General features: G+C 63.3%; 15 protein-coding genes. 10 read left to right on the forward strand and 5 right to left on the reverse strand.

Going from position 1 to position 15,595, the window contains the following annotated elements:
* The first annotated feature begins 190 nt into the window (after window positions 1-190).
* From ACTIFP_RS10100 to ACTIFP_RS10115, 4 genes are read left to right on the forward strand one after another with little or no spacing between them, the layout of a single operon-like run.
* On the forward strand, window positions 191-1,699 hold the full coding sequence (locus tag ACTIFP_RS10100) for a serine hydrolase domain-containing protein (RefSeq protein ID WP_439568588.1): 1,509 nt from the start codon (window positions 191-193) through the stop codon (window positions 1,697-1,699).
* Between the two features lie 52 nt (window positions 1,700-1,751).
* On the forward strand, window positions 1,752-2,126 hold the full coding sequence (locus ACTIFP_RS10105) for a DUF6249 domain-containing protein (protein ID WP_439568589.1): 375 nt from the start codon (window positions 1,752-1,754) through the stop codon (window positions 2,124-2,126).
* Window positions 2,119-2,694 carry an RNA polymerase sigma factor gene (locus ACTIFP_RS10110; protein WP_439568590.1) on the forward strand — a complete coding sequence of 192 codons (576 nt, stop codon included), beginning with the start codon at window positions 2,119-2,121 and terminating at the stop codon, window positions 2,692-2,694. The genes ACTIFP_RS10105 and ACTIFP_RS10110 overlap by 8 nt, the downstream gene beginning before the upstream one ends.
* Window positions 2,691-3,038 (forward strand): hypothetical protein, encoded by a 348-nt coding sequence (locus ACTIFP_RS10115; RefSeq protein ID WP_439568591.1) that lies wholly within the window; start codon window positions 2,691-2,693, stop codon window positions 3,036-3,038. Before ACTIFP_RS10110 ends, ACTIFP_RS10115 begins: the two co-directional genes overlap by 4 nt.
* A 144-nt stretch (window positions 3,039-3,182) precedes the next feature.
* Here the strand turns inward: ACTIFP_RS10115 and ACTIFP_RS10120 are convergent, their stop codons facing one another.
* Both ACTIFP_RS10120 and ACTIFP_RS10125 read right to left on the reverse strand, forming a co-directional pair.
* On the reverse strand, window positions 3,183-5,294 hold the full coding sequence (locus ACTIFP_RS10120) for a M3 family metallopeptidase (RefSeq protein ID WP_439568592.1): 2,112 nt from the start codon (window positions 5,292-5,294) through the stop codon (window positions 3,183-3,185).
* A gap of 264 nt (window positions 5,295-5,558) precedes the next feature.
* Entirely contained in the window at window positions 5,559-6,428 is an 870-nt protein-coding gene (locus tag ACTIFP_RS10125; protein WP_439568593.1) for an SMP-30/gluconolactonase/LRE family protein, read from the reverse strand.
* Window positions 6,429-6,930: 502 nt separating this feature from the next.
* On the opposite strand from ACTIFP_RS10125, the gene ACTIFP_RS10130 reads away from it, so the two are divergent.
* The 4 genes from ACTIFP_RS10130 (at window position 6,931) to ACTIFP_RS10145 (ending at window position 10,796) form a co-directional block, all read left to right on the forward strand.
* Window positions 6,931-8,085: an acyl-CoA dehydrogenase family protein gene (locus ACTIFP_RS10130; protein ID WP_439568594.1), complete on the forward strand. Its 1,155-nt coding sequence runs from the start codon at window positions 6,931-6,933 to the stop codon at window positions 8,083-8,085.
* 194 nt (window positions 8,086-8,279) lie between these two features.
* A complete protein-coding gene (locus ACTIFP_RS10135; RefSeq protein WP_439568595.1) occupies window positions 8,280-9,449 on the forward strand; it encodes an acetyl-CoA C-acetyltransferase in 1,170 nt (389 codons plus the stop codon).
* Between the two features lie 122 nt (window positions 9,450-9,571).
* A complete protein-coding gene (locus ACTIFP_RS10140) occupies window positions 9,572-10,354 on the forward strand; it encodes an SDR family NAD(P)-dependent oxidoreductase (RefSeq protein WP_439568596.1) in 783 nt (260 codons plus the stop codon).
* 1 nt (window position 10,355) lies between these two features.
* The gene (locus tag ACTIFP_RS10145) at window positions 10,356-10,796 is read left to right on the forward strand and encodes an acyl-CoA thioesterase (protein WP_439568597.1); all 441 of its coding nucleotides are present in this window, start codon (window positions 10,356-10,358) and stop codon (window positions 10,794-10,796) included.
* A gap of 86 nt (window positions 10,797-10,882) precedes the next feature.
* Here ACTIFP_RS10145 and gmk read toward each other — a convergent pair whose 3' ends face one another.
* Complete coding sequence (gmk, locus tag ACTIFP_RS10150; protein ID WP_439568598.1) at window positions 10,883-11,545, reverse strand: guanylate kinase; 663 nt, start codon at window positions 11,543-11,545, stop codon at window positions 10,883-10,885.
* A gap of 52 nt (window positions 11,546-11,597) precedes the next feature.
* Between gmk and ACTIFP_RS10155 the strand changes: the two genes are divergently transcribed.
* Window positions 11,598-12,161, forward strand: a complete 564-nt coding sequence (locus ACTIFP_RS10155; protein WP_439568599.1) for a DUF2585 domain-containing protein — start codon at window positions 11,598-11,600, stop codon at window positions 12,159-12,161.
* On the opposite strand, the gene ACTIFP_RS10160 is transcribed toward ACTIFP_RS10155, so the two are convergent.
* The gene (locus ACTIFP_RS10160; protein ID WP_439568600.1) at window positions 12,136-12,774 is read right to left on the reverse strand and encodes a LysE family translocator; all 639 of its coding nucleotides are present in this window, start codon (window positions 12,772-12,774) and stop codon (window positions 12,136-12,138) included. The genes ACTIFP_RS10155 and ACTIFP_RS10160 overlap by 26 nt on opposite strands.
* A gap of 105 nt (window positions 12,775-12,879) precedes the next feature.
* Here ACTIFP_RS10160 and ACTIFP_RS10165 point away from each other — a divergent pair, with 105 nt between their 5' ends.
* Window positions 12,880-13,710, forward strand: a complete 831-nt coding sequence (locus tag ACTIFP_RS10165) for a LysR family transcriptional regulator (RefSeq protein WP_439568601.1) — start codon at window positions 12,880-12,882, stop codon at window positions 13,708-13,710.
* Window positions 13,711-14,158: 448 nt separating this feature from the next.
* On the opposite strand, the gene ACTIFP_RS10170 is transcribed toward ACTIFP_RS10165, so the two are convergent.
* Window positions 14,159-14,911 (reverse strand): transposase, encoded by a 753-nt coding sequence (locus ACTIFP_RS10170; protein ID WP_439568602.1) that lies wholly within the window; start codon window positions 14,909-14,911, stop codon window positions 14,159-14,161.
* Window positions 14,912-15,595 lie beyond the last annotated feature (684 nt).

Consider the following 15,595-nt stretch of genomic DNA (forward strand, 5'->3'; position numbering starts at 1 on the left):
GGGAATCGTCATCCTATCTACGCGTGCCGAATCCCTCGAGTTCGGATGTGCGCGGGACGCTGCCGCCGCATGCTCTGACCGCGCCTCCAGGCCCGCTGCGAAAATTGTCGCATCCAAATGGGGTGGATGCTGCATCTAACCCGTCGACATCAACATTAACCGCCATCCGGCTTACACAGGGATTTCGACAATGAAGCTATCAATCCGGCCGACGCCGTTCCTATCGTCGCTTTTGGCCCCCATCCTCGCTTTTACCGCCGCGGTCGCCAGTTCGCCCGCGAGTGCCGGTCCCATCAGCACCACCATGCCCGATACGGCTGCGGGCGCGATCGGCGGACAAGTGATCGCGCATATCAATGCCGACACCCCGGCGAGTATCCAGCAATGGGCCCCGACGATCCTGTCGACGTCGGTCGATGCCGATATGCGGGCGGCGCTTTTCAAGCAGCTTGCGGTGGCGGTGCGCGACAGCGGCGGTGTCGACTTTGTCGATGCGCGCACCCAGGGACCGCTTGGGATGCTCGTGGTGACCATCAAGGGGCGGCGCACCGGCCAACTGGCCGCGCTCGTGCTGCTCCCCGATCCGGACCAGCCCGGCAAGCTGGCCATGGTCGATCTGGTCCCGGTCGATGATCCTGCGCTCTATGCGGCCTGGCCCGAAACCGGCGCGTCGCAGGCCGAGATCGCCCGGCTCGCGGGCGCGGCGCTCGATCAGCTCGCACGCACGACGGACTTTTCGGGATGCCTGAGCATTTCGGACGGCGCGGCCATCGTCTTCGACGAATGCCGCGGGCTGGCCGACCGCAGCTTTGGCGCGAAGGCGGATCGGCAGACGAAATTTCACATCGGATCGATGAACAAGATGTTCACCGCGGTGGCGATTGCCCAGCTTGTGGAAACGGGAAGGCTGCGGTGGGACACGACGCTCGCCGACGTGATGCCCGAATATCCCGATCAGGCGGCGGCGGCGAAAATCACGATGTGGCAGCTCCTGCACCATACCGCCGGGCTGGGCGATTTTTTCGTGCCGGAGTTTTTTCAGAACCGTGAGAAATTCGTCAATCCGGGCGACTATCTCGACCTTATTGCCCGCCAGCCCAAATCATTCGAGCCGGGCCAGGACTGGAATTACAGCAACGCCGGTTATGTCTTGCTGGGCCGGATCGTCGAAAATGTCTCGGGTGAGAGCTACTTCGAATATGTCCGGCGTCACATCTTCGCCCCCGCCGGTATGACCTCCAGCGGCTTCGACAGTCAGGAAGACGTCACCGAGAAACTGGCGACCGGCTATTTCAAAGATGGCGCGTTTGCAACCGCGTGGAAGGCCAATTGGATGACCCTGCCGTTCAAGGGAAGCCCGGCCGGGGGTGGCTATTCGACCAATGGCGATCTGCTGCGCTTTGCCAGCGCGCTGCGCGGCGGAAAGCTGGTCAAGGATGCGACGCTGCAAAAGATGTTCGACGATGGCGTGGCGGTGGGGCCGGGCAAATATGCAGCCGGGTTCGGCGATCGCCCATCGAACGGCCGCCAGATCCGCGGCCATGCGGGTGGTGCGGAAGGGATGAGCGCCAATCTCGCCATCGTCTGGGAAACCGGGGCAGCGGTCGCGGTGACCAGCAATCAGGGCGATACGCCGACCGCGATGCTGCTGAGCGAGCGCATCGCCGATCTGCTCGCCGCCCAGGGGCAAAAGCCTTGATGTCCGGTTATCCGCATCTGATACCCACGCAATTATTTCGGGAGTGACCCTGATGGACTTCGTAATGTTCTTCATTCCGGCGGTGGTGATGCTGACGCCCGTCGCGATCCTTATGATCTTTCTGCGCTACCGCACCGAACTGACCAAGGAACGCTATCGCACGCTGCTGCAGCTCGCCGAAAAAGGCGTCGAATTGCCGCATCACCTGCTGGCGGAGCCGCACGCCTCCGAATCCGACCGGCGCCGGGCGCTGGTGCTCGTCAGCGGCGGCCTCGGACTGATGGCCATGTTCCTGGCCCTGCCGTTCGAGCTCCACAGCGGTCAGCGCATCGCGAGCCTCTGGGGACTCGGCTTGTTGCCGCTGATGACCGGCCTTGGCTATTTCGCGAGCTGGTGGCTCAACCGGCGAGACGATATGCGTGGCTGATCCGATTGGCGCAGCGCAAGTCGATCATGCGTTGGTGGCCCGTGTCCTGCTGACGGATGATCGGCGCGCGTTCGAACAACTTATGCGGCGGCATCAGGGGATGGTGCGCGCGCAGCTGCGCCGTCTGCTGCATGGCGACGAGGCGAGGGCCGATGATCTGGCGCAGGAGGCGTTCCTCTTGGCATGGCGCAAACTGGACCAGTTCCGCGGCGAGGCACGCTTTTCCACCTGGCTCTACCGCATCGCCTATAGCTGCTTTCTTCAGGCCCGCCGCAAACGCTCATCGGCGGCGGACGACGTGGACGGCGATGCGCCCGACCCGCCAATATCGCTGCGTGATGCGGCCGACCTGCGGCTCGATGTCGAGCGCGCGATGCGGCGCTTGTCCGCGGCCGAGCAAGAGGTGCTGCTGCATGTTGTGCAGCTCGGGTTGAGCCATGATGAAGCAGCCTATGTGCTGGCCATGCCGCTCGGCACCGTGAAATCGCATATGAACCGCGGCAAGGCCAGGTTGCGCGCGCTGCTGGCGGACTGGCAAGTCACATCTCAGGAAGGACGTGGGACATGAATGACGAGACCGAAGACGCTGTCGACGCCCTGCTGCGCGAACAGTTCGAAGGACCGGTGGCCGACGATGGCTTTTGCAGTTCCGTGATGGATCGCCTCCCCGCCAGGCGACGCCGCGATCAATGGCCGATGGCGGCCGGGATCTTCGCCGGTGTGGCGGCGTGCTGGTTCAGCCTGTGGTCTGCCCCGATCGCATTCGATGGGTGGCACGACTGGCTATCCGGAGCGCCCTCGGCAGCCACTCTCGCGCTGTTCATCGTCATGATGAGCATGGCGGTTCTGGCCTTGGCCTGGACGATCGCCGAAGCCGATGATCGATACCGCCCCAGGCGGATGGTCCGATGAAACCGTGGGATCGAGCGATGGAATAAGCAGCGCGGTTGCGGTGACCGACGCCGGTTGGTCATGCGCGCTATGGGGCGGCGCTTCGCACCCGGACAAACAAAGGGGGCCATAAAGACCCCCTTTGCCTCCCCGGTTCTGTTCGCTCTATTCGGTCGGAAAGCCGCGCTTTTTCAGCAGCGCCGACACGTCGGGATCGCGGCCGCGGAAGGCGCGGTATGCTTCGGCGCGGTCGGTTTCGTTGCCGGTCATCAGCAAGATGGTGCGGAAACGGTCGGCCACCGCGCGGTCCCACGGGCCGCCCGCTTCCATGAACGCCGCCCAGGTATCGGCGTCCATCGTTTCCGACCACAGATAGCTGTAATAGCCCGCCGAATAGGCGTCCGAGCTGAACAGATGGCTGAATTGCGGCAGGCGGTGGCGCATGACGATCTCGCGGGGCATGCCCATCGCGGCCAGCGTTTCACGCTCGAACTTGTCGACGTCGGTCGGCGGCAGCTTGCGGTCGTGCAGCTTCATGTCGACGATCGCGCTCGACAGATATTCTACCGTCTCAAAGCCCTGGTTGAACTTGCCCGACGCCTCGATCTTGTCGAGCAGCGCCTGCGGCATCGGCGCCCCCGTCTTGTAATGCGTCGCGAATTTCGACAGCACTTCGGGGGTCATCAGCCAATTCTCGTTCACCTGGCTCGGATATTCGACAAAGTCGCGCGGCACCCCGGCGAGCGCCGGATAGTTGATGTGCTGCAGCAGATAGTGGATGCCGTGCCCGAATTCGTGGAACAGCGTCGTCGCGTCGTCGAGGCTGATCAGCGTCGGTTCGCCCTTCGCGGCTTCGGTGAAATTATTGTTGTTCGACGCCAGCACATTGCGCTCGCCGCCCAGCGTCTGCTGGCTGCGATAGGTCGTCATCCATGCGCCTGATCGTTTGCCGTCGCGCGCGAAATTGTCGAGGTAAAAGACCCCGACATTCTCGTTGGTCTTGAGGTTATAGACCTCGAACGTCCGCACCTTGGGGTCGAACACCGGGATCGTGCCGGTGTTTTCGCGGAACCCCAGGTCATAGAGCTTCCCGGCGGACCAGAACATGCCCTCGACCAGCTTGTCGAGCTGGAGGTAAGGCTTCACCTCGCTTTCATCGAGGTCGTATTTCGCCTTGCGGACCTTCTCCGAATAGAAACGATAGTCCCACGGCTCGATGGTGATTTTCGGCCCCTTGCCGGCCTTGGCATCGGCGTCGGCGATCGCCTGCATGTCGGCGACCTCTTCCTTCACCCGCGCCACCGCGGCGGGCCACACCTTCATCATCAGCCCCATCGCATTGGCCGGGGTCTTCGCCATTGTGTCGGCCATGCGGTACGTCGCATGGTTGGGAAAGCCGAGCAGTTCGGCGCGCTGCTGGCGCAGCGCCAGGATTTCGGCGATCGTCGCATTGGTGTCATTGGCGTCGCCATTGTCGCCGCGGCTGACGAACGCCTTATAGACTTTCTCGCGCAGCGCGCGGTTGGTGGCGTTTTGCAGCACCGGCTGCGCCGACGACCGCGTGTTCTTGATCGCCCACTGGCCGGGCTTGCCATTGGCGTCGGCGGCGGCGGCGAGCGAGGCGATAAAGCCTGCGTCGAGTCCCGCCAGTTCGGCCTTGTCGGTGACAAAGGTATAAAGCTTTTCGTCGCCGAGCAGTTTCGACGAGAACGCCGAGAACAGCCCTTCCAGCTTGGAATTCATCGCGACCAGCTTGCTTTTGTCGGCCGCCGACAGATTGGCGCCGTCGCGCACCATCTCGTCATAGCTGCGCTCGACGATGCGGATCTGCTGCGCGTTCAGCCCGCTCGTCTGGCGCGCGTCGTACACCGCCTTGTACCGCGCGAACAGCTTGGGATCGAGGAACAGCTCGGTGTAGAAAGTGGTGAGCTTGGGGCTCCATTCGGCGTCGATGTCCTCGACCCGGTCGTTCGACTTGTTCGACGTCTGCACACCCCACAGCGCATAGATGCGCTCCATCGTGTCGCCGGCGAGCTGCATCGGGATATGCGTATTTTCGAACGTCGGCGCCGCCGGATTGTCGATCACCGCCTGCACCTCGGCCTTCACCTCGGCCATGCCCTGGGTAAAAGCGTCGGGGAACAGTTCGGGATCCATCTTGTCCCACGGCGGCACCCCTTCATAGGGGCCGGTCCATGTCGCAAGCATCGGATTGGCGCCGGTCGGTGCCGGGGCGGGTGCGGGGGATTCGGCGGCGGGCGGGGCGGCAGCGGTCATCGGTCTATCCATGGTGGTGCAACCCGCGAGCAGCGCGGTGGATGCGAACAAAAGCGACAGGCGACAGGCAAAAGGGTGCGCGGTGCGCGGCATCGATATGTCTCCCCGGAGGAAAAGGTTTCGGTCGAAACCATGTTGGACCGAGCCTTAGCCCGAGATTGCGGCGCGGCGCAAGGTTCGGGGGACGAACCGAGTGGGCAGATAAATCCTCCCTGTGGCGAAGCGCTGCGACCTCCCCATCGCTGCGCGACAGGGAGGATCGGGTCACCCCGCAAACATCGGCTGCGCCAATCCCGGCACCGCGACCTGGAATGCAAAGACCCCGCCCGCGTGCGGTTGGCCCAAGCGCTCCTCGTCGGTCAAATTCTTGCCCGCGCTGGTGACGAACGCGGTCTGCATGTCGGCGCCGCCGAATGCGATCATCGTCGGGCGCTGCACCGGCAGCTCGACCGTCTGCAGCAATTCGCCCGCGGGCGACAGGCGCACGACGCGCCACCCGTCCCACAGCGCCGACCAGTAACAGCCCTCGGCATCGACCGCGGCGCCGTCGGGGCGGCCATTGCCATGCGGAAACTGATGGAAGACCCGGCCCTCGCCGAGACTACCCGTCGCGGGATCGACGTCGAACGCACGGATCGCATGCGTCGGGGTATCGGCATGGTAGAAAGTCCGCCCGTCGGGGCTGAACGCCGCGCCGTTGCTGGTCGTGAGACCACCGAAAACTTCGGTCAGCGAGCCATCGGGATCGAGGCGATAGAGCGCTGCGGTCGGGTGCGCCTTGTCGCTCGTCAAACTGCCGACCCACAACCGGCCGTGCGCATCGACGCAGCCGTCGTTGAACCGCTGCTCGGGCTTGTCCGCCAGCGCCGCCGGACCGAACGCCCGCGGCGCCGCGTCCCATGCGTCGATCAGCGCGCAGCTGTCCTCCATCGCGACCACCAGCCCGCCGCCCGCGCGCGGCGCGACGCAGCCGACCTGCTGGTCCAGCCGCATGACCTGGTCGGTTCCGGTCGCCGGGTCGGTGCGGTGGATCGTCCGCCCCTCGATATCGACCCAGTACAGCAGCTGTTCGGGCGCGCTCCAGCGCGGCGATTCGCCGAGCAGCGCGCCGGCGTCGAGGAGAAGTTGGACCATGGTGGGTGTGGTAGCGCGGTGAGGGGGCGCTGCCCAGCGACTGCAATCCTATTCGTCGCTTCGAAGGTGGCCGGGAGCTAGCCGTAACTTTCTTCACCTCGGACCCTTCGACAAGCTTAGGACAGGCTTGATCGGCGTACATTCCATTTGAACAAGTAACCGTTCCCCGGCGAAAGCCGGGGCCTAGGGCGTTGCCGGGCAACGCCCGCTCTCCAACGCTCTGGGCCCCGGCTTTCGCCGGGGAACAGCTGCTTATTTGTCGCAAGGGGGCATACGCCGACTTGATCCGGGGTCTACGCGGTCAAGAGCTGGCGGTTGCTGGACGCCACGATGGATCCCGGATCAAGTCCGGGATGACGGGGGCAAATGGGAGCCGATAAAAGAGTTTCATGCCGTAACGTCTTTCTACTTGACGTGCACGTAAACGTAAGGTCTTTTGGCGACCGAAAAGTTGCGGCCGACTCCCCGCCTGCGTTCGGCTGCCGCAAGGGAAAGGAAAGCCATGTCGCTCGATAATCTGTCGCGCTCCGCCTATACCGACGATCATGAGGCCTTCCGCGCCACGGTGCGCCAGTTCCTCGAAAAAGAAGTCGCGCCGAACGCCGCGCAATGGGCCGAGGACGGCATCGTCCCCAAGTCGATCTGGCCGAAAGCAGGCGAACTCGGCATGTTGTGCCCGACGGTGCCCGAGGAATATGGCGGGCTTGGCCTCGACTTCGGCTACAACGCCATCGTTGACGAAGAGAGCGCCTATTACGGCCGCGCCACCACCGGCTTCTCGCTCCAGTCGGACATCGTCACCAACTATATCGTCAAATATGGCAGCGAGGAGCAGAAGGCGCACTGGCTGCCCAAGATGGTCGCGGGCGAGGTGATCACCGCGATCGCAATGACCGAACCGGGCACGGGCAGCGACCTGCAGGGGATGCGCACGACCGCGAAGAAGGATGGCAATCATTATGTCATCAACGGGTCGAAAACCTATATCACCAACGGCCAGAACGCCGACCTGATCCTCGTCTGCGTCAAGACCGATACCGAGGTCCAGCCCGCGTGGAAGGGTGTGTCGATCGTCCTCGTCGAGGCCGACCGCGAAGGGTATGAGCGCGGCCGCAACCTCGACAAGATCGGGCAGGACGAAGCCGATACGTCGGAAATGTTTTTCAACGACGTCCGCGTTCCGATCACCAACTGCCTCGGCGAAGAGGGGCAGGGCTTCATCTACCTGATGAGCGAACTGCCGCAGGAACGCCTGTCGATCGCGGTGTCGGCGCAGGCGTCGGCGCAGCGCGCGTTCGACGATACGGTCGAATTCACCCGCGACCGCAAGGCATTCGGCAAGCCGATCCTCGATTTCCAGAACACGCGCTTCGTGCTCGCCGACCTCAAGGCCAAGCTGCAGGTCGGCTGGGCGCATTTCGACTGGGCGCTGGCCCGTCACATGAAGAAGGAGCTGACCCCCGAGGAAGGCGCCGCGGCGAAGCTGTGGCACACCGACCTTCAATGGGAAGTCATGGACAAATGCCTCCAGCTGCACGGCGGCGCAGGCTATATGAACGAATATCCGATCGCCCGCGCCTGGCGCGCCGCGCGCGTGACGCGCATCTTTGGCGGCACGAACGAGATTATGAAGGAACTGATCGGGCGTAAGCTCTGACTAACTAAACTCTCTCTCCTTGCGGGAGAGAAAGACTTGGCTTGGCGGCTTGCCGCCTAGCAAGTCTTGTGAGGGGTTCTTACCTTGGCGCTGAAACGCGACCCCTCTCCCAGCTCCGACTAGGCAGCAAGCTGCCAAGTCTCCACGTCCCTCTCCCGCAAGGGGAGAGGGAAGAAGGTGAAAGGACTATCCCCATGGCCCATGCCTATATCGTCGACGCCGTCCGCACTGCCGGCGGCAAGCGCGGCGGCAAGCTCGCCGGTATCCACCCCGTCGACCTTGGTGCGGCGGTGTTCGACGCGATCGCCGACCGCAACGATTTCGACACCTCGAAGATCGACGACGTCATCACCGGCTGCGTGTCGCAGGGCGGGCAGCAGACGATGGACCTTGGCCGCAATGCCGTCCTCGCGTCGAACCTGCCCGATTCGATCCCCGCGGTGACGATCGACCGCCAGTGCGGTTCGTCGCAGCAGGCGATGATGTTCGCGGCGCAGGCGGTGATGTCGGGAACGCAGGACATTGTCCTCGCCAGCGGCATCGAAAGCATGACGCGCGTCCCGATGGGCAGCGTCGCGACCCTGTTCATCAAGGAAGGGCTTGGCCACTACAAGTCCGAGCGGCTCGAGGAAAAATATCCCGGCATCATGTTCAGCCAGTTCATGGGCGCCGAAATGATCGTCAAGAAGCACGGCTTCACCAAGGACGAGCTCGACGCCTACGCGTTTGAAAGCCACCGCCGCGCCAAGGCCGCGACCGAGGCGGGGTATTTCCAGCGCGAAATCGTCGGGCTCGACATCGATACCCCCGACGGCCGTCAGACCCATCTGGTCGACGAAGGCATCCGCTTCGACGCGACGCTGGAAGGCATCGCGGGCGTGAAATTGCTCCAGGAGGGCGGCACGATCACCGCCGCCTCGGCCAGCCAGATCTGCGACGGCGCCAGCGCGGCGCTGATCGTGTCCGAACAGGCGCTGAAAGATCATGGCCTGACCCCGCGCGCGCGCATTCATCATGTGTCGGTGACCGCGGGCGACCCGGTGATCATGCTCGAAGAACCCTTGTTCGCGACCGAAAAGGCGCTGAAGCGCGCGGGGATGAAGATCGCGGATATTGACGCCTATGAGGTCAACGAAGCCTTCGCGCCGGTGCCGCTCGCGTGGCTCAAATATCTCGGCGCCGATCATGCGCGGCTGAACCAGCACGGCGGCGCGATCGCGCTCGGCCATCCGCTTGGCGCTTCGGGCACCAAACTGATGGCGACGCTGCTCGGCGTGCTCGACGCGACGGGGGGCAAATATGGCCTTCAGACGATGTGCGAAGGCGGCGGTCAGGCCAACGTCACGATCATCGAGCGGCTGTAATCACTTCATGTGCTCCTGCGAACGCAGGAGCCCAGGGCGGCGTGGCACTGACGCTGCGTCCTGACGCCCTGGGTTCCGGCTTTCGCCGGAACGCGCAGCAATTTTATGGAAAGGATGCCTCAATGAAACTCGATTCCACCGTATCCGCCGTCGTCACCGGCGGCGCCTCGGGCCTTGGCGCCGCGACCGCGCGCGCGCTTGCCGCGAAGGGCGTCAAGGTCGCGATCTTCGACTTGCAAGAGGAAAAGGGCCAAGCCCTCGCCGCCGAACTCGGCGGGGTGTTCTGCGAATGCAATGTCACCGACGACGCATCGGTCGACGCCGCCTTTGCCAAGTCGCGCGAAGCGATCGGCCAGGAACGCATTCTGGTCAATTGCGCGGGCACCGGCAATGCGATCAAGACCGCGAGCCGCAGCAAGGAAGACGGCAGCATCAAGCATTTCCCGCTCGACGCGTTCAACTGGATCATCCAGATCAACCTCGTCGGCACCTTCCGCTGCATCGCCAAGTCGGCGGCGGGCATGCTGACGCTCGACCCGATGGCAGACGGTGAACGCGGCGCGATCGTCAACACCGCATCGGTCGCCGCCGAGGACGGCCAGATCGGCCAGGCGGCTTACTCCGCATCGAAGGGCGGCGTCGTCGGCATGACGCTCCCGATCGCGCGCGATCTCGGTAACGAGAATATCCGCGTCAACACGATCCTGCCCGGCATCTTCGACACCCCGCTGCTCGCCGGCGCGCCGCAGCCGGTGCGCGACGCGCTCGGTGCCTCGGTGCTCAACCCGAAGCGTCTCGGCGTCCCGGCGGAATATGCCAATCTCGCGCTGTGCATGATCGAAAACGGCTATTTCAACGGCGAGGACGTGCGCCTCGACGGCGGCATCCGCATGGGTCCGCGCTGATATGGCGAAACCGGAGAGCTGGCGGCTGAACCCCGCCAGCTACCCCGTCTGCACCGAATTCCAGACGCGCTTTCAGGACATGGATATCAACGGCCACCTCAACAATGTGGCCTTTGCCGCCCTGTTCGAAAGCGGCCGTGTGTTGCTCAACCGGCAAATTCGTCCTTGGGACGAGCGTCCGGCCAACGAACGCACGATGGTCGCCGCGGTCGAAATCAACTATCTGGCCGAGGGCAATTTCCCCGATCCGGTCCAAATTGCGACCGGCATCGGGCGGCTGGGTACGTCCAGCTGGACGATCGTCCAGGCGATGTTTCAGGGCGGCCGCTGCATCGCCACCTGCGACACCGTGGTCGTCTGCCGCACCGACAATCAGGCAAAACCGCTGCGCGCGGCGATGGTCGCGGAGCTGACCGCCAATCTGGTGACGCCGGCCCAATAAATCGTCATTGCGAGCGTAGCGAAGCAATCCAGTGTAGGCGTAAACCGCTCTGGATTGCTTCGCTACGCTCGCAATGACGATTGCAGCTAAATCGCCGTATCGCCCTCGGGCACCGACCGGATCAGGTCGCGGGCAAAGCCGATCAGCCCGATCTGCCGCCGCCGCTTCAATCGCTCGGCGCGCAGGATCGCCATCACTTCGCCGTAACAATCATCGACATCGTCGTTGATCAGCACATAGTCATAGCCGTCCCAGTGGCTGATCTCGTTTGCGGCGCGCGCCATGCGTGCGGCGATCACCTCGTCGCTGTCGGTCTTGCGCGCGCGCAGGCGGCGTTCCAATTCTTCCATCGTCGGCGGCAGGACAAAGACGCGCACGACGTCGGGGCCCGCCTCCTGATACAGCTGCTGCGCGCCCTGCCAGTCGATGTCGAACAGCACATCCTTGCCCGCGTCGAGCAACTCGTCGACCCGCGCGCGCGGGGTGCCATAGCGATGGCCAAAGACATGCGCCCATTCCAGGAATTCGCCGTCGGCCGCCATCTGCTTGAACGTGTCGACGTCGACGAAATGATAATCGACGCCGTCCTGCTCGCCGGGGCGCATCGGCCGCGTCGTCGCCGAAATCGACAGCGCGATGTCGGGATCGCTCGCCAGCATTTTTTTCGAGATCGTGGTCTTGCCGGCGCCCGACGGCGAGGACAGGGCGAACAATACGCCGCGGCGGTTGAGGTGGACGCTTTCAGCCATGGCCGCTATTCGCGAAAGCGACGCCACGGGTCAAGCGCGAAGGGGACAGGGCATGGCAGGAATTTCGCGCACGGGCTGGCTGGTCGCCGCGGCGCTGCTCGCGGTTTTCACCGCCATCCTGTTCGCGATGGGCCGCCCGCCGATCTGCCCGTGCGGCACGATCAGCCTGTGGCACGGTACCGTCCAGTCGGATCAGAACAGCCAGCAGATTTCGGACTGGTACAGCTTCAGCCACATCATCCACGGCTTCATCTTCTACGGCCTCGGCCGCTGGCTGCTGCCGCGCCAGCCGCTCTGGATCCTGCTCGCGCTGGCGATCGGGATCGAGGCGGCATGGGAAATCCTCGAAAACTCGCCGATCATCATCGACCGCTATCGCGAGGTGACGATGGCGTTCGGCTACAGCGGCGATTCGATCCTCAATTCGGTCAGCGACACGCTGTTCATGATCGCGGGTTTTCTCGCCGCGAGCCGGATGCGCTGGTGGATCACCGTCGCCATCGCCATCGTCTTTGAATTGTTCACGCTGTGGACGATCCGCGACAATCTGACCCTCAACGTCCTGATGCTCGTCTCGCCGATCGAAGCGATCAAGCAGTGGCAGTCGGACCTGTAGCGAGGGCCGCGCCGACCAGCTTGATCGAGGCGGTGAGCAGGAGCACGCCGAGCGCGCGCTCGATCAGCGGCCGCCGCCGTTCGTACCAGGCCCGCGCCCGCGGGGCGGCGAGCAGCGAGGTGACCACCGCATACCACGCCAGCGTCACCGCTGCGGCGATGATGACGACCGCCAGGCCGATCATCCAGTCCAGCGCCGGGGCGATGATCGTCGTCAGCGCGCTCGCGAAAAACAGCCCCGCCTGTGGGCTGGCGATGCCCGTCAGATAACCCGAGCGAAAGGCGGCGGCGCTGTCGAGCGCCGCCGCGGCGATGGGGCGCGCCTGAAAGGACCGGTAGAGAAGCCGGCAGCCATAGCCGCCGAAATAGAGCGCCCCGGCCAGCCGCAGCAGCGGGCCGAACAGCGGATCCTGCATGACCGCCGCGGCGCCGGCGAGCGCGATCAGGCACCAGGACGCATTGGCGGCGGCGGTGCCGGTGGCCGTCTTCATGCCCAGCGCCCGCGAATGGGTGAAGGTCGCCTCGCTCACCCGCGCGAAATTCGGCCCCGGGATCGCGACCTGCATCAACCACAGGCCCGAAAAGGTCAGAAGCGCGAGAAGGGTGCCGTTCATGAGGCGCGAAGTGGCAAAAAGCGGCGGCCAGGAAAAACGCAACTTTCTATCGTCCGGCATTAGCATTACTAATGGGCGGTGCATTCGAAAGCCGCCTATCCACCGATGTCGTCATTGCGGGCCGTCGAGGCCGCGGTGCGGCTGGAAAGCTTCACCGCGGCGGCGCGCGAGCTCAATCTGACGCAGTCGGCGATCAGCCAGGCGGTGCGCTATTTCGAGGCACGCGCCGGCGTCGCGCTGTTTCGCCGCACCGCGAGCGGGCTGCGGGCCACCGACGAAGCAAAGGCCTATGCCGCCACGGTGGCGCAGGCGCTGGCGAATATCCGCGACGCCGCAGAGGCGCTGTCGCCGACGCAGCGGCCGCTCGTCGTCGGCGTCATCCGCTCGCTCCTCCACAATTGGCTGATGCCGCATGTCGCATCCTTCGTCGAACGGCATCCGGACATATCCACCTCGCTTCTCGGGCTGGGACGCGATCCGGGCGAGGCGGCGCAATGCGACGTCGCCCTGGTCATCGCCGAGGATGCGGCGCCGCCCGCCGACGGCGTGCACTTTGGCGGGGAGGCGTTGGTCGCGGTGGCGCGTCCCGACGTCGCGCGGGTGATCGGCGGCTTTCTCGAGGCGCAGGACAGCGCGCGCGTGCCGCTGTTCGGCACGGCCTGGCCGACCTGGTGGCGCGCGGCGACGCCGTCATGGGCGCTGCCGCAGGGTGCGGTCCAGTTTCGCGAAACCTCGGCGGTGCTCAACGCGGTCGAGATGGGGCAGGGCGCCGGGCTGCTCCCGCGGCTGGTCTGCGCGCATGCGATGGCGCGCGGCGATCTGACCGCGGTGTCGGCGATCGCCGTGGGGCGCGGGCGATCCTACTGGCTGTTGACCTCGCACCACCCCCATGCCGCGCTGTACGCAGAGTGGATGCGCTCGCTTCGCGCCGATTGAACGGCGCGATGGATTACGGTGACAGTTTACTCAACCTCCAAATAGTTTCGGTTTCGGTGTCACGTGCAATAATCCCAAACGCCAAAAAGGCGACAGGCGCAACCTCTGCCGTCTGGGAGTTGCTGCACCTGTCGCCGTAATTAGGGGTTTAGTTAACTGTCACCGTAATCAGCCGTAATTCGTAATTACCATTTTACTTGTAGATCAAGGATGCTGCAATTATTGCTACGATTAACGACATTATAGCATGTGTAGCGACAGAAATCCAGAAGGAAATTGGTTCGTCATGCCTTTTTACCACGTTTGGTCGCCAATATGATACACCTGTAATCAATGATGCAATAGAAGCGATCATAAGAATTATAGAAACAGTTCCTAAGAAAAAAAATGCTATCGTTATCATACAATTACCTATTAGAGAAAAATCCCTTAGGGATAGTCATAAGAATTACGGTGACAGGTGCGTCATCCCCGAATTTCGGGAGGGCTTGCGCCCGCGCTTGTCGGGCGTCAGCTTCCGTCCCGTCGTCTGCTCCATTTCCTCCAGCCAGGCCAGAGAGCCGATCGGTCGGCCCAGTGTTTCGGCTTTACGCAGCGCAGCGTAGGTAAATGCCTCGTCGAAATCCTCGCCAAGAAAGGCGGCAAAATTGCCGATCCGCTCAAGCGCCGGTGCGACCGTCACGACGTGATCGTCGGCCCCTGCGATATGCGACCGTGTGCTTGACCAAGGCCAATCTTCGGCGCGGCGCACCAGTCCGGCCCGCACCGGATTGAGCGCGACATAGCGAAATGCGGCGAACAGATGCGGCTCGTCCATCGCGACCGAGCTGAACCGCCCTTGCCACAGATGGCCCGCTACCCGCATCCGGGCGTTGACATAGCCGGTGTAGTGGCGGTGGACATGCCGGAATGTCCGCCCCAGCCCATCTTCATCGCGGGGCACGGCCACGATGTGGACGTGGTTCGGCATCAGGCAGTAAGACCAGATCTCAACGCCATGTCGGGCAGCCGCATCGGCGAGGAGATCGAGGTAGAGCGCATAGTCCCCGTCCTCAAAAAAGGTCCGCTCGCGCCGGTTGCCGCGCTGGGTGATGTGATGCGGAACACCGGGCAGAACCATGCGAGGAAGGCGGGCCATACGTGACAGTGCCGACAAGGCGGCCGCCCCGTCAATCCGCTGCGGTGCTTGTTGCAACCACAACGGATTGATTTAGGGGTTTAGTTAACTGTCACCGTAATCGCACCGTAACCGAAATTAGGGTATAACGCACCTGTCACCGTAATTACGTAATTAATAACGCACCTGTCACCGTAATTACACCATAATCCCTGTCACCGTAATCCTAAGATTCTTTTCCTAAAAAATAAAGTATTCCGCTGAGAGATAGGCAAAATACTATAGCAAGAATTATAAAACCAGCGCCTCTAGGCTCATCTCTTTGACCTTTTGGTAATAGGAATCCTAACAAAATATCCCACATCGTTCTCTCCGCTATTTCTTATTGCCCTTAACGCAAGCTTGAAATACCACCGAGGCTCCTCCGGAACGTATCGCGCCACCTATACCCCCAATAATCGCGCCGCCCGCGGCGCCCGCGGCGGTCCCTGGAGGCCCGCCAAACGATCCGACAACAAAGCCGCTCGCTCCACCGCTCACCATGCCACGATCCGCGCCGCCCTTGGAATTACGGTGGGAATTACGGTGACAGGTGCGTCATCCCCGAATTTCCGGAGGGCTTGCGCCCGCGCTTGGGCTTAACGCAACCGTCACCGTAATTCTGGGTGATATGATGCGGAACACCGGGCAGAACCATGCGCGGAAGGCGGGCCATAGCCTATGTCGATAACAGGCGCGTCACACTCGGACAAATTAGGGGATGACGCA

The organism is Sphingopyxis sp., assembly GCF_051861155.1.
Taxonomy (GTDB): Bacteria; Pseudomonadota; Alphaproteobacteria; order Sphingomonadales; family Sphingomonadaceae; genus Sphingopyxis.

Excerpts from the sequence above, each read along its gene's own strand:
- ACTIFP_RS10165 (WP_439568601.1), top strand. The coding sequence starts at position 12,880 with ATGTCGTCATTGCGGGCCGTCGAGGCCGCGGTGCGGCTGGAAAGCTTC.
- ACTIFP_RS10160 (WP_439568600.1), bottom strand. The coding sequence starts at position 12,774 with ATGAACGGCACCCTTCTCGCGCTTCTGACCTTTTCGGGCCTGTGGTTG.
- gmk (WP_439568598.1), bottom strand. The coding sequence starts at position 11,545 with ATGGCTGAAAGCGTCCACCTCAACCGCCGCGGCGTATTGTTCGCCCTG.
- ACTIFP_RS10135 (WP_439568595.1), top strand. The coding sequence starts at position 8,280 with ATGGCCCATGCCTATATCGTCGACGCCGTCCGCACTGCCGGCGGCAAG.
- ACTIFP_RS10125 (WP_439568593.1), bottom strand. The coding sequence starts at position 6,428 with ATGGTCCAACTTCTCCTCGACGCCGGCGCGCTGCTCGGCGAATCGCCG.
- ACTIFP_RS10115 (WP_439568591.1), top strand. The coding sequence starts at position 2,691 with ATGAATGACGAGACCGAAGACGCTGTCGACGCCCTGCTGCGCGAACAG.
- ACTIFP_RS10140 (WP_439568596.1), top strand. The coding sequence starts at position 9,572 with ATGAAACTCGATTCCACCGTATCCGCCGTCGTCACCGGCGGCGCCTCG.
- ACTIFP_RS10155 (WP_439568599.1), top strand. The coding sequence starts at position 11,598 with ATGGCAGGAATTTCGCGCACGGGCTGGCTGGTCGCCGCGGCGCTGCTC.
- ACTIFP_RS10105 (WP_439568589.1), top strand. The coding sequence starts at position 1,752 with ATGGACTTCGTAATGTTCTTCATTCCGGCGGTGGTGATGCTGACGCCC.
- ACTIFP_RS10130 (WP_439568594.1), top strand. The coding sequence starts at position 6,931 with ATGTCGCTCGATAATCTGTCGCGCTCCGCCTATACCGACGATCATGAG.
- ACTIFP_RS10145 (WP_439568597.1), top strand. The coding sequence starts at position 10,356 with ATGGCGAAACCGGAGAGCTGGCGGCTGAACCCCGCCAGCTACCCCGTC.
- ACTIFP_RS10100 (WP_439568588.1), top strand. The coding sequence starts at position 191 with ATGAAGCTATCAATCCGGCCGACGCCGTTCCTATCGTCGCTTTTGGCC.
- ACTIFP_RS10120 (WP_439568592.1), bottom strand. The coding sequence starts at position 5,294 with ATGACCGCTGCCGCCCCGCCCGCCGCCGAATCCCCCGCACCCGCCCCG.